Below are 12,919 nucleotides of genomic sequence, written 5' to 3'. Positions count from 1 at the left end.
ACCATCAAGCAGCAGGGCGCGGGCTCTTTTGTGAGCGACGGCCCTTTGCATTGGCGTTGGCATTGCCGCGCGACCGGTTGGAACGCTGGCCTTCGCCACCACCACCGGACGACTGACCCTTGCCGCCACCAGCGTGGGCCCGACGCCGATTGGCGCCATTGCCACCACCGCCGCCGCCACGGCCAGACTTGCTACCGCCACCGCTTTTGCCCTTGCGCATGGACTGAGCCATGTGCATTGGCGGAATGTCACCACTGGCAACATCAATGTCGATACCGATCAGCTTTTCGATCTGACGGAACAGGCCAATTTCTTCCGGCGCGCACAAGGCAACAGCTTCGCCTTCACGGCCCGCACGCGCGGTGCGGCCAATACGGTGAACGTAAGCTTCTGCAACTTCCGGCAGTTCATAATTATAGACATGGCTGACACCGGGAATATCGATCCCACGCGCGGCTACGTCAGTTGCGACCAGAATGCGGATTTCGCCTTCCTTGAAATCACGGATAGCGCGATCCCGCTGATTCTGGCTCTTGTTGCCGTGAATGGATCCGGCAGACAATCCGCTGGTTTCCAGCTTCTTCTTCAAGCGTTCCGCACCATGCTTGGTACGGCAGAACACCAACGACAGATCTTCGGGACGTTCACGCAGCGCCGACAACAGGAAATCCTGCTTGTCGTTCTGGCTCATGAAATGAACGCTCTGGGTGATCTTGTCCGCGGTCTTGCCAACCGGCGACACTTCTACACGGACCGGGTCCTTGAGATAAGACTGTGACAGCTCTTCGATCTGCTTCGGCATGGTGGCCGAGAACAGCATCGTCTGACGCTTTTTCGGAACCAGCTGACGGATCTTGCGCAGCGCATGAATGAAGCCCATGTCCAGCATCTGGTCAGCTTCATCGAGCACAAGGAAGTTGACGCCATCAAGGCGCAGGGCGTTGCGGTCGATCAGATCAAGGAGACGACCTGGCGTTGCAACGAGAATGTCAGTGCCTTCCGACAGGCGCTTGATCTGGCCATTGATGGAAACGCCACCAACAACAGATGCAACGCGCAGGCGGGTGCCCTTGACGAAGGAGATCAGGTTTTGCTGAATCTGGTTCACCAGCTCGCGGGTTGGTGCAAGAATCAGCGCGCGCGTTCCACGATCCAGGCGAGGCTGCCGTTCACGGGTCATCAATTCAACGATAGGCAGTCCGAAAGCGGCAGTTTTGCCGGTACCCGTCTGGGCCAGACCGATCAGGTCATTGCCGTCCAGAACGTAAGGAATAGACTGTTCCTGGATCGGAGTTGGCTCGCCAAAGCCTTTTGCAGCAAGTGCTGCAATGAGATGGGACCCAAGTCCCAGCGATTGAAAATCTTTCAAGTTTTGTCCTTTGAGACGGGGATCTGGTGCAGTTTTCGGACAGCTTCCGTCGACTGGCGAACACAGCGTTCGCTCAGACCCCTTGAGCACGGGGCGGGTTCTTTTCAAGGGAACGAGACAGCGTCCAGATTGACTATAGGTCAACTGCACGCCAATCTGGTCATCGTTCCGAGAACCACAGCGTTTCGAGTAAATCGATCGGCACCAGACACACCCATCGCAAGCCGCAGCAATTCACCTCAATAAGGCAAAGCGGCGTCTAAGGTTCTGCATATCGCGTGAAAGCGACACTATGTCAAGCCAAATAGACATTTGTAAGGAGAACCACGATAGATAAAATTATCCAGATTCCGCTAAGACATTTTTATATTTTTTAGCCCTAATTACTGACAGTTTTGATGACAATATATGTAAAAGAAAATAATACTCCTGTCAATTTTCACTATTTCGAAAACTACGGACATGCAGAGAGACTTTCTGATAACAGTTTTAATGGCATTCTTCCTCTGGATTCTTGCCACATATTTTGATGTTCACGAATTGGTTCATAATTTTTTGGCGACTCATGAAGGCTGGGAGGCGGACGAACTGCTTTTGGGCATCGTCATTCTTGGTCTGTCAGGCTTCTTTCTCGCCGCACGCCGTATTGCACAGTTCAAACGCGAGGTTGTTGCACGCACCAATGCGGAAGCAGACGCGCGCTGGAATGCGACACATGATTTCCTGACCAACTTGCCCAATCGTCGCTTTCTGGCGACCAAGTTGCCAGAGCTGGCGCAGCAAATCTATGGCGACAGCGGCGTTACGGTTTTCGCCATGGATCTGGATGGCTTCAAGAAGATCAATGATCTGCTGGGGCATGAAAGCGGCGATGAACTGTTGGTCGAGACGTCGGCTCGACTGCGCGAATTTTTCAAGGAAAACATGGTCTGTCGATTGGGCGGTGACGAATTTCTTGGGGTAACCAAGGCCATGCGCGAAACGGAAGCCATTGAATTTGCCACCTCGATCATTGCCAGCGTTGCCGAGCCGATGGACTTGGAGGGCATCCACGCGACTGTGGGCATAAGTGTCGGCTTTGCGCTGGCTCTGTCGCCCAACAATATGACAATTGACAAAGCCCGTCAGCATGCTGACACCGCCCTTTACAGCGCCAAGCGAAACGATCAGATGTCGCTCAAGGTCATGCCCTATGACCCGGAAATGGATTCGTTGATTTCCAACCGCGCCGCCTTCGAGCAACAGTTCAAATCCGCGATGGAAAGCAATTCCATTGTTCCACATTTCCAGCCGATTTACGATTTGACCACCGACAGCCTGTGCGGATTTGAAACTTTGGCGCGATGGAAACGCGACAATGGCAGCTATGCAGACACAGCACATTTCGTCGAGACAGCCGAAAATCTGGGTCTCATTTTCGAACTCTCAATGACCATCCTCAACAAGGCATGCAAGGAGGCGGCAACCTGGCCGCCGCCCCTGAAACTGACGTTCAACGTCTCACCAATCCTGTTGGGCGATCCGATGTTCAGTATGCGGGTCATCCGCACATTGCGTGAAACCGGGTTGGCGCCGGGACGTTTCGAGATCGAAATCACGGAAAGCACGGTAACGGCTGATTTCTCGCAAACGCGGCGCGTACTGACCGACCTCAGCCGGTTTGGTGTTCGTATTGCACTCGACAACTTCGGCACAGGCAACTCCAACCTGTCACAGCTGGCAACCCTGAACATCGATCTGATGAAGATCGACAAGAGCTTCATCTCTACATGCGCAACCGACCCAAAACAGTTGAGCCTCGTCAAGACAATTCTATCGCTAGGCCAAGGGTTCGGGATGCAGGTGACGGCAGAAGGCATTGAAACAAAGGGGCAACTCTCCTTGTTGAAGGAGCTTGGTTGCGACTTCGGACAGGGGTTTCATTTCGGCGAAGCACTTCCGGCGGAACAGCTCGACACTCTGATCGAGACCTGCCCATTGCACGCACGAGAGACCGACCTGACAATCCCCCTCGTTGGTCCGATGTAAAGGTCTCCAGTTTCTTTACGACGTCTGAACAGATGCACAGCCCCCTCACCTTAGGCATCTTAGCAAACTGGAGCGCTGCTTTAAGGTGTGAAGCCAAATGCGTTTCAAATGGTCGGAGCAGATCTTCCTGCCTGTTAGACGCGGCAATCCGTCTGCGTCTAACGGCTTAACCACTCCCTCCTGACGAAACGGGCCAGCCTGATAAAAGGCCAGCCCGTTTTCATGTCTGGTGCGGTCCTTCAGATGAAGGCGCTCACTCTTCAGCAGTGGTTGCGGCAGCCTGCACATGCGCTTGAGCCTGCACACAGGCCAGTGTCGCCATGTTGACGACACCGCGAGCAGTCACCGACGGCGTAATGATGTGTGCAGGCTGCGCAGTGCCCAGCAGGATCGGCCCAACGTGAAGCGCTTCCGTTGCCACCTTCAACAGGTTGAGCGAGATATTCGCCGCATCAAGGTTCGGGAACAACAGCAAGTTGGCCTCGCCTTTCAGGCGGCTGTCCGGCATCACACGCTCGCGCAGCGGCTCGCTGAGAGCCGAATCGCCATGCATTTCACCATCAACTTCCAGATCCGGGCAGGTCTCCCACAGGATCTGCAAGGCGTCGCGCATCTTGCGTGAGCTTTCCGTATCCCGCGAGCCGAAATTCGACTTCGACAACAAGGCCGCTTTGGGCTGAATGCCAAAGCGACGAATTTCCTTCGCGGCCAGCGTGGCCATTTCAGCTATTTCCGACGCATTCGGATTGTCAGAAACCAGCGTGTCCGTCAGGAATAGCGCGCCCTGACTGTTGATCAACAGCGACAGGGCAGAAAGCTGGCGCACGCCCTCACTCCGCCCAATGATCTGGTTGATATCGCGAAGGTGCTCCATGTAGCTGCCTTCCATGCCGCAGATCAAGGCATCGGCATCTCCACGACGCACTGCGAGAGCGGCAATCACCGTGTTGTTGGTACGCACTACGGTCCGGGCGCTGCTTGGCGCAACACCACGACGGCCGACACAAGCGAAATACTCGTCGACATAATCCCGATACCGGGGATCGTCTTCCGGGTTGATACATTCAAAATGAACGCCCGGACGCACCTTGAGACCAAACCGCTCGCATCGGTTTTCAATAACATCGGGTCGGCCAACAAGGATCGGCACGGCGGTCTTGTCTTCCAGAACGACCTGAGCCGCGCGCAAGGCGCGCTCGTCTTCCCCTTCGGCAAAAATGATGCGCTTGGGATCTTCTGTCGCCGCGCGGAAAATCGGCTTCATCACCAACCCAGAGCGGAATACGAACCGGTTGAGCTGGTCCATATACGCATCCCAGTCCTCGATCGGACGGGTCGCGACACCAGTTTCAATGGCAGCCCTTGCCACCGCCGGTGCCACGCGCAAAATCAAACGCTGATCGAAGGGCGTCGGGATCAGATAGCTTGGGCCAAAAGTCTGCGTGATGCCACCATAAGACTGCGCAGCTTCATCAGATGGCTCTTCCCGTGCCAGCCCCGCAATGGCGTGAACGGCAGCGCGCTTCATTTCCTCGTTGATGCTGGTGGCCCCGACATCCAGCGCACCACGGAAAATGTAAGGGAAGCAGAGAACGTTGTTCACCTGGTTCGGGAAATCCGAACGGCCCGTACACATCATCACATCGGAGCGCACAGCCAGCGCATCATCGGGCATGATTTCCGGGCGCGGATTGGCCAGCGCCATGATCAATGGCCGGTCGGCCATCTTGGCAACCATTTCCGGTTTCAAGACGCCTGCGGCCGAAAGCCCAAGGAAGACATCCGCGCCATCAACGACATCGCCGAGATGACGGGCATCGGTCTTTTGAGAGAACTTGCTCTTCCATGGATCCATCAGGACTTCGCGGCCTTCATAGACCACACCCTCGATGTCCGACACCCAGATGTTTTCCACCCTGGCCCCCAGCGAGACCAGCATGTTCAGGCAGGCAAGTGCGGCAGCACCTGCCCCGGAGGCAACGATCTTGGCTTCGGAAATGTTTTTCCCGGCGAGTTCCAGACCGTTGATCACAGCCGCACCGACAATGATCGCCGTGCCATGCTGATCGTCATGAAAAACCGGAATATTGAGGCGCTTGCGCAGAATGTCTTCGATCATGAAGCATTCTGGGGCCTTGATGTCTTCCAGGTTGATGCCGCCAAAGGTCGGCTCAAGTGCAGCCACTGCATTGACGAACCGATCCACGTCTGTCTCATCAACTTCAATGTCGAACACATCAATATCAGCGAATTTCTTGAAGAGGACAGCCTTGCCCTCCATCACCGGCTTCGAGGCCAACGGGCCGATCGCCCCAAGACCGAGCACGGCGGTGCCATTGGAAATGACGGCGACGAGATTTCCGCGAGACGTGTAGTCCGCAGCCTTCGACGGGTCGATGGCAATCTCTTCACAAGGCGCTGCAACGCCGGGAGAATAGGCGAGTGCCAGATCACGCTGGTTGCCGAGTGGCTTGGTCGCGCGGATTTCCAGCTTCCCGGGGCGCGGATAGCGGTGGAAGTGAAGCGCGGCCTCCGTCAGATCGCTTCCGCTTGGCTTTTTGTCGCTCATACTCAGTCCACAGCCTTTCCTCAGTCGAATTCCATCCCGTCAGGACGTTTGCTGCCCTGCTTGAGGCAGCCTTGCCGAAACCGTCCTCACACCATCATTCACAGCTTGAGCGCACGGTGTAAACGCCGCGATGCCAAATGAGAAGGGCAAGAAGACAAAAGAGAACGGCAGCATTAAGAATATGCCATAGAAAATGTGTCCCGACCGGAACTTGCGCGCAGATTGACGCATCCAGCGCGCGCATGGTGATCGATACGGTAAACAGCGCCGCCACTGACAGCAGCGCCACAGACACCTGTCGATGGCGCCGCCAACACACCACGCCTATGGCGAACAAAGCCAGAAGTGCCGGAATATAGCCGGAAGACGAGCCGAAAACGGCAGATAACTGCATGGCTAGCAGGGGTGACAGGGCGAAAAAGATCAAGGTCACCGCCAGCGCGCGCCATTGCCTCACCCCCACATAGCGATGCAGGCTGGCAAACAGATAGATGTTGATAAAAACCGCGATCGGAATGACGTCGGCCAACATGGCCCAGCCCGTGGCAAATGTATGAAACAGAAACGAGCCGAAGCCGGTGATCAGCACCACAAGGATCAGCGCCAGCGCAAGACCATCGCGGGGCGCGTAACGCCGCCATAGCAAAAACGCGCCAAGCGCCGCAACCAGAAAGGCCGCATTGCTCGCCGCATTCAATGGCTCTGCCCAGAACCCTGGACCCAGTCTTTCACAATACCCGTCGTAGTGACGCCAGAGGTCCAAGACCTCCTCCTTCCAAAGAGCCCTGCTCCAGTTCGGCAGGGTCGGCCTTGTTCACGATCACGGGCGCACCAGAAAATCTTGACGGGCGCGCCCCATGTTTTCGACGGACTGTCTTCGCCGATCAAACCGCTTCAGATAACGGCTGCGCCGTCTCCAGCGTCTGCCGGATGGTGTTTGCCAATGCCGCAATGCCCGGCTCGATATTTTCAGGCGGACAGGTGAAGTTCAGACGCAGCGTGTTCGTACCCGAACCGTCTGCGAAGAAGGCTGCACCTGGAACAAACGCCACTTTGGCGGACACCAGAGACTGAGCCAGAAGCTCGCCTGCATTGATATGATCCGGCAGAGTTGCCCAGATGAACATGCCGCCTTCAGGTCGGCTCCAGGAGACACCTTCCGGCATGTGCTTGGCGAGCGCATCTAGCATCAGATCAAGACGTTTCTTGTATGCCTTGCGGATTTTCGCAACCTGATCGTCAAAAACGTCACGCAAGACATTGGACAGCGCAATCTGGTTCATCGCCGAGGAATTGAGATCCGCCGCCTGCTTGACCAGGACCAGTCTTGAGATCAATTCCTTCGAGGCACAGACCCAGCCCAACCGCAGTCCCGGCGACATGGTCTTGGAGAAACTGCCGCAATAGACGGTGCGAGTGGCGTCGATGTCCATATTGTTGCGCGCCATGTCGAGCGCCAGCAAGGACGGCAGAGTTTCTCCCTCGTAACGCAGATCCTGATAGGCTGCATCTTCGACAACGGCAATGCCAAGGGCATGTGCTTCATCCAGAAGACTGGAGCGTTCTGCAAGCGTCAGCGTTTCGCCGGTCGGGTTGGCGAAGTCAGGCGACACATAGCTGAACTTAATCCGCCCGCCAGCAGCCGCCGCCGCCGCAGTCATATCCTCCGACCCCTCGTTGCGGAACGGCAGCAGCCGGTCGTAACGCGGCTCATACGCATTGAAAGCCCCCAAGGCCCCCAGATACGTGGGCCAGCCCACCAGCGCCGTGTCATTCGTCGACAGCAAGATCTTGCCGAGATAATCCAGCGCCTGCTGACACCCTGACGTGATCAGGATATTGTCAGGAGAGCATGGCACGCCGAGCTTTTCCATCCGCTCTGCAATCCATTCGCGCAGCGGGGCATGGCCTTCACTTGGCGAATACTGCAAGCCATTGCGCCACTCCTCAGAAGCGAAGATGTTCGCGTAAGCGGCTTCAAAAGCATCCTTCGGAAACAGGTTCGCATCTGGAATTCCACCGGCAAACGAAATGATGTCGGGTTGAGCAAGAAGTTTCAGCAGCTCGCGGATTTCGGACGCGCTCATTCGCTGCGATCGTTCTGCGAACAATGTTGTCCAGTCTGTCATGGGGAATTGACCTTTTTTTATTCAAGTGGCCGCGCCACATCGTAAGAAGGACAAAAACACGAGAACAACATAAGGTCAATATTCCTGCCCTATTTTTTTTGATAATTTCTCTAAAAAGACGTTTCTCGCAATTTTACGAAAAGAACAATGAACCTAGCGGAAAACGCGACATTGAGAACCAGCTCGCATAAGATGATGCAAAATGGAGATGAAGATGACGAAAATTGATGCAAGTCGCCCTTTTGTGCCGTTGCGCATCGCGGTGTTGAGCGTATCCGACACACGCACGCTTGCAGACGACCGATCTGGCGACACTCTGGCGCAACGCATCCAAGATGCGGGTCATACACTTCATGATCGCCAGATTGCACCTGACGATATGGACGCCATTCGCGCTGTCGTTCAAGGCTGGATCAGAGACACGCAGGTTGATGTGGTCATTACCACTGGAGGCACCGGGTTTACCGGTCGCGACGTGACACCTGAGGCGCTGGAGCCACTGTTTGAAAAGCGCATGGAGGGCTTTTCGCATTTATTTCATCAGATTTCTTATGAAAAGATCGGCACATCGACCATTCAATCCCGCGCCACAGGCGGAGTGGCGGGCGCAACTTATATCTTCGCGCTGCCGGGTTCGACAGGTGCTTGTAAGGATGGCTGGGACGAAATCCTGAAATGGCAGCTCGACTATCGCCATATGCCCTGCAATTTCGTCGAGATCATGCCGCGTCTGGATGAACACCTGAAACGCGGCAAGCTGCAATCGTCGAACTGAGTTTGAAACGGCAGGCCCCTTCAGGCAATCGCGCTTGCCGGCTCACTCAACCATGCAAACGTATGAAGAAATGCGAGGGGAGCCGCAAGGTGCCCACACAAAAGCGCGCCACATGGCGACGTAGTGCGGTCACCCCTCCAACGGGTTCATTCCCCTCTTCCGAGCAGATGGCCGCAGAATGCAGGAACACCAGACGGCGGCGACCGATGCGCTTCAAAAGATCGAGGTCTTCCATTTCCGGCAAGGGCCGATGCCCCCCCAACTCATTGTAGAAACGGCGCGAAATCAAAAGGCCCTGTCGCCGGTCCGACCCACCCGTGAGACGCGCGCGCGCAAGCGATGCGAACTCGATCAGTCTGGCGCGGGCACCAAAGGCATCGAGGCGCAGCCGAAAAGCCGCCGCACTTCGGTGCGCCTTGCCGGAGCGCTCCAGCCGCTCCAGTAACTTGCAGACTTCCTGATGCCACCCCACGTCCAGAACGGTCTCAGCGCTCAGGAACAACAGCCATTCGCCGCGCGACGAGGCTTCAGCGCCATGCATGAAACGTTGTCCGCGACTGCCGGGAACGCGCAGGTACTCACACCCGGCCGCATCGGCAACCATTTCCGTTTCATCTGATGCACCGCCGTCGACCACCACGACATCCCGGACAACACCTTCCGCTGCCGCTGAAACCAGGGAGGCCAACGTGTGGGCAAGCTTCACTTCTGAGTTCTGTGTCGAAACAATCACGCTAATCATGACTCTGAGTTGTATCTGTTTTTTTCTTGATGGCGACAAAAGGTTGATTGCATTCGTTTCGTTTTTAACACATGTTCCTGTTACGTTCTCATTTTTTCGAAACGAGGAACATCATGCCGGCACCGGCACATCCCATTAACGCCCCTGCGTTTGCGCCTGAAACTGCACGAGAAATCCCCCACGCCTCGACGTCAATCGCGGCCGAACGACGCTCGGGACGCGGCGCGGGTCTCAATATGGCCGGGCGCTTCGAAAAACTGGCGGCCGAACCTGTCGACGACGGCTGGGACAGCCTTCACGATCTGCCTGCGCTCAAGACCCATGTGCAGACGGAAAAGGCGCGTACCATCATAACGCGCAACAGCTCTCCCGATATTCCCTTCGACCGGTCGATCAACCCTTATCGGGGCTGCGAGCATGGGTGCATCTATTGTTTTGCCCGTCCAACGCATGGCCACATGGGGCTGTCTGCCGGGCTGGACTTTGAAACCAAATTATTCGCCAAGCCCAACGCCGCCGAGCTTTTGGAACGCGAACTGTCACGTCCCGGCTACACGGTGCGCCCCATTGCCATTGGCACGAACACAGACCCGTATCAGCCCATTGAGCGCCAGTATGAAATCATGCGTGAGATTCTGGAGGTTCTAAACCGCGTCAATCATCCGGTCGCCATCGTCACCAAGTCGGCGCTCGTGTGCCGCGACAAAGACATTCTGGCCGACATGGCAGAGCGCAATCTGGTACGTGTGGGATTGTCGATCACCTCGCTCGACAATCGCCTGAGCCGATCAATGGAGCCACGCGCCTCCGCGCCGCACAAGCGCCTTGCCGCCATCAAGGAACTGAGCGAGGCAGGGATTCCAACCTCCGTCATGGTTGCCCCTGTCATTCCAGCGCTGAACGACAGCGAGATTGAGGCCATCCTCACCGCTGCCCATGAGCAGGGCATTGAGAGTGCCGGTTTCGTGTTGCTGCGCTTGCCGCATGAAGTGTCAGAGCTGTTCCGCGACTGGTTGCTGCGCGAACACCCGGGACGCTATCAACATGTCATGAACCTCGTGCGCTCCATGCGCGGTGGCAAGGATTATGATGCCGACTGGAGCCAGCGCATGCGTGGCAGCGGACCCTATGCAGAGCAGATTGCCAAGCGCTTTACTCTGGCTGCCAAGCGGCTGGGACTGAACCAACGCAAGCGCCGCTTGAACACGGAGCTTTTTGTCTCGCCGCAAAAGGGCGGTGTGCAGCTTGATCTTTTCTGAACCATGCGCTTGCCGCGGCGGTACGCTCTTGGCATTGTCACGGCATGACTTCTTCAGCCTCCGCCTGCCTTTTCGACCTTGCTTTTGACGACAGTCCCAACGAGATATTGGAGCGACGCCATGCGGCACAGTTCAGCATGTTGCTTGCGGGAGTGGACGAGGCCGGGCGTGGGCCATGGGCAGGCCCGGTGGTGACCGCTGCCGTCATTCTCGATTATGACAGGCTGCCTGACGGGCTGAATGATTCCAAAAAGCTGACCGAAGCCCGTCGCGAGACCCTCTTCGACAAGATCATGTGCTCTGCCGCAGTCGGCATTGCCAGCGCCTCACCTTCTAGCATTGATCGGCACAACATTCGTGCCGCAACGCTGGCCGCGATGACACGCGCCGTCAACGCGCTGCCGACACAGCCACGTCACGTCATCATTGATGGTCGCGATGTCCCGCCGGGACTGCCCTGTCCTGGTCAGTTTCTCATCAAGGGAGACGGACGTTGCTCTGGCTGTCGCCGCTGCCTCAATCATCGCAAAGGTGCTGCGTGACCGCATGATGGTCCGTCTCGCTGGTCATGAGCCGGCCTATGAATTTGCCAGCCACAAGGGCTATGGCGTGCCACGACACCAGCTCACGCTCAAGCAGCATGGTCCGAGCCGTCATCATCGCTTGTCGTTCAAGCCCGTGCGGCTCGCCAACGAAGAGTGACCAAGTGGCCACAGGATGGTCCTATACGCAACCCTGTCGATCCATCAAACGCTTTACGTTTCTCTGGCAGCCCAGATAGACCTGATGCATAAGACCCGCGGCACGTCGCACAGGATGGCTTATCCAACCCGATCAGGACTGAAACTGCGGACATAAAAAAACGACCCCGAAGGGTCGTTTTAAAATCGTTCGCAGTGAAATGTCGCTTTGGCTCAGTTGAGCTTGGCTTTCACTTCTTCGATACTCTGCGACAAGATATCATCTGCGACCTTGTCCTTGACCTTCTGCGTCAGAATTTCTTTCGCAGCCTGCGCCGAAATCTCGGCAGCCCTGGAACGGACTTCTGCGACAGCCTGCGTTTCAGCCTGCGCGATCTTGGCTTCCGCGGCCTTCGACCGGCGTGCGATCAACTCTTCAAGGTCCTTGTTCGCTTCACGTGCCAACATTTCGGCTTCGCTCTTGGCTTCAGCCACAATGGCCTCTGCTTCGGCTTCCGCTTCATGACGCTTGCGCTGGTATTCAGCAAGAAGGGTCTGGGCTTCTTCGCGCAAACGGCGCGCCTCATCCAGCTCCTTGCGGATTGTATCAGCTCGCGTGTCCAGCATGCCCGTAAGCGTGCCCGGAACCTTGTATTTGATCAGGACGCCAATAAAGATCGCAAAGGCGACTAAGGCAAAAAACGTTGCATCCATGGTCGCCTCCTCAGTTCAACGACGCTTTCAGCGCCTTTGAAAGATCCGTCTTGGTCGGAGCCTTGCCAATCAAACGCTTCACGAGAACGGACGTCGTCTCGGTGGCGATTTCATCGACGTGGGTCAGAGCTTCATCCTTGACGGCGTTGATCTTTGCCTCGGCTTCCGAGATTTTTGCAGAAATTTCGGCGTCTGCCTTCTCGCGGCGCGCCGCGATTTCTGCCTTCACCTTGTTGCGCGTATCCAGCGCAATGCCGTGAGCCTTGGACCGTGCCTCAGAAAGAGCCTGTTCGTACTCTTCGATAACCGCATCGGTTTCCTGCTTCAGGCGGTTTGCCTCGGAGATATCACCCGCGATGCGATCACGGCGATCTTCAAGGATCCCAGAAATCCGCGGCAGGGCCACGTTTTTCATGATCCAGTACAGCAGACCAAATGCAATGGCCAGCCACAGGATCTGCGACGCGAAGGTCGAGCTGTCGAACGGCGGAAAGCTGTGCCCTCCGTGCTCCTGTCCAGGCACGCCAACCGAAGCGTGTGTGCCGTCTGTACTAGAATGGGTTTGGCTTGCCATTTCTTACTCTCTCCATGGTCCGGGCTTGGCGGCGCTTTAATCCGGCGCCGCCGCCGGAAACACGTCATGTCTCGCTGATC

At 56.5% G+C, this 12,919-nt stretch carries 10 protein-coding genes and 1 pseudogene; 4 read left to right on the top strand and 7 right to left on the bottom strand.

Going from position 1 to position 12,919, the window contains the following annotated elements; translation table 11 throughout:
- Positions 1-4 precede the first annotated feature (4 nt).
- Positions 5-1,369, bottom strand: a complete 1,365-nt coding sequence (locus tag AC0L7U_RS15500) for a DEAD/DEAH box helicase (protein ID WP_473691911.1) — start codon at positions 1,367-1,369, stop codon at positions 5-7.
- Positions 1,370-1,924: 555 nt separating this feature from the next.
- On the opposite strand from AC0L7U_RS15500, the gene AC0L7U_RS15495 reads away from it, so the two are divergent.
- Positions 1,925-3,397, top strand: coding sequence for a putative bifunctional diguanylate cyclase/phosphodiesterase (locus AC0L7U_RS15495; RefSeq protein WP_473691910.1), 1,473 nt, complete (start codon positions 1,925-1,927; stop codon positions 3,395-3,397).
- 253 nt (positions 3,398-3,650) lie between these two features.
- Here the strand turns inward: AC0L7U_RS15495 and AC0L7U_RS15490 are convergent, their stop codons facing one another.
- The 3 genes from AC0L7U_RS15490 to AC0L7U_RS15480 all read right to left on the bottom strand — a co-directional run bounded on the left by AC0L7U_RS15490 (position 3,651) and on the right by AC0L7U_RS15480 (position 8,095).
- Positions 3,651-5,966, bottom strand: a complete 2,316-nt coding sequence (locus AC0L7U_RS15490; protein WP_473691909.1) for an NADP-dependent malic enzyme — start codon at positions 5,964-5,966, stop codon at positions 3,651-3,653.
- Between the two features lie 94 nt (positions 5,967-6,060).
- Positions 6,061-6,729: a ceramidase domain-containing protein gene (locus AC0L7U_RS15485; protein ID WP_473691907.1), complete on the bottom strand. Its 669-nt coding sequence runs from the start codon at positions 6,727-6,729 to the stop codon at positions 6,061-6,063.
- Positions 6,730-6,850: 121 nt separating this feature from the next.
- Positions 6,851-8,095, bottom strand: coding sequence for an aminotransferase-like domain-containing protein (locus tag AC0L7U_RS15480; RefSeq protein WP_473691905.1), 1,245 nt, complete (start codon positions 8,093-8,095; stop codon positions 6,851-6,853).
- Positions 8,096-8,309: 214 nt separating this feature from the next.
- On the opposite strand from AC0L7U_RS15480, the gene moaB reads away from it, so the two are divergent.
- Positions 8,310-8,870, top strand: coding sequence for a molybdenum cofactor biosynthesis protein B (gene moaB, locus AC0L7U_RS15475; RefSeq protein ID WP_473691903.1), 561 nt, complete (start codon positions 8,310-8,312; stop codon positions 8,868-8,870).
- Positions 8,871-8,916: 46 nt separating this feature from the next.
- On the opposite strand, the gene AC0L7U_RS15470 is transcribed toward moaB, so the two are convergent.
- Positions 8,917-9,576 (bottom strand): glycosyltransferase family protein, encoded by a 660-nt coding sequence (locus tag AC0L7U_RS15470; RefSeq protein WP_473691901.1) that lies wholly within the window; start codon positions 9,574-9,576, stop codon positions 8,917-8,919.
- A gap of 149 nt (positions 9,577-9,725) precedes the next feature.
- On the opposite strand from AC0L7U_RS15470, the gene AC0L7U_RS15465 reads away from it, so the two are divergent.
- Both AC0L7U_RS15465 and AC0L7U_RS15460 read left to right on the top strand, forming a co-directional pair.
- Complete coding sequence (locus AC0L7U_RS15465) at positions 9,726-10,871, top strand: PA0069 family radical SAM protein (RefSeq protein ID WP_473691900.1); 1,146 nt, start codon at positions 9,726-9,728, stop codon at positions 10,869-10,871.
- 44 nt (positions 10,872-10,915) lie between these two features.
- Positions 10,916-11,573: pseudogene (locus tag AC0L7U_RS15460) on the top strand (ribonuclease HII).
- 212 nt (positions 11,574-11,785) lie between these two features.
- Here the strand turns inward: AC0L7U_RS15460 and AC0L7U_RS15455 are convergent.
- Together AC0L7U_RS15455 and AC0L7U_RS15450 are read right to left on the bottom strand one after the other, a co-directional pair.
- Positions 11,786-12,265 (bottom strand): F0F1 ATP synthase subunit B family protein, encoded by a 480-nt coding sequence (locus AC0L7U_RS15455; RefSeq protein WP_473691898.1) that lies wholly within the window; start codon positions 12,263-12,265, stop codon positions 11,786-11,788.
- A gap of 10 nt (positions 12,266-12,275) precedes the next feature.
- A complete protein-coding gene (locus AC0L7U_RS15450) occupies positions 12,276-12,839 on the bottom strand; it encodes a F0F1 ATP synthase subunit B (protein WP_473691896.1) in 564 nt (187 codons plus the stop codon).
- Between the last annotated feature and the right edge of the window lie 80 nt (positions 12,840-12,919).

This window comes from Roseibium sp. 10G30-5 (assembly GCF_055809635.1).
This window is presented reverse-complemented; position numbering and strand designations above follow the sequence as displayed.

What these genes read in the sequence shown, in the direction of transcription:
- AC0L7U_RS15490 (WP_473691909.1), bottom strand. Translation starts at nt 5,966, where the DNA reads ATGAGCGACAAAAAGCCAAGCGGAAGCGATCTGACGGAGGCCGCGCTT.
- AC0L7U_RS15480 (WP_473691905.1), bottom strand. Translation starts at nt 8,095, where the DNA reads ATGACAGACTGGACAACATTGTTCGCAGAACGATCGCAGCGAATGAGC.
- moaB (WP_473691903.1), top strand. Translation starts at nt 8,310, where the DNA reads ATGACGAAAATTGATGCAAGTCGCCCTTTTGTGCCGTTGCGCATCGCG.
- AC0L7U_RS15465 (WP_473691900.1), top strand. Translation starts at nt 9,726, where the DNA reads ATGCCGGCACCGGCACATCCCATTAACGCCCCTGCGTTTGCGCCTGAA.
- AC0L7U_RS15455 (WP_473691898.1), bottom strand. Translation starts at nt 12,265, where the DNA reads ATGGATGCAACGTTTTTTGCCTTAGTCGCCTTTGCGATCTTTATTGGC.
- AC0L7U_RS15450 (WP_473691896.1), bottom strand. Translation starts at nt 12,839, where the DNA reads ATGGCAAGCCAAACCCATTCTAGTACAGACGGCACACACGCTTCGGTT.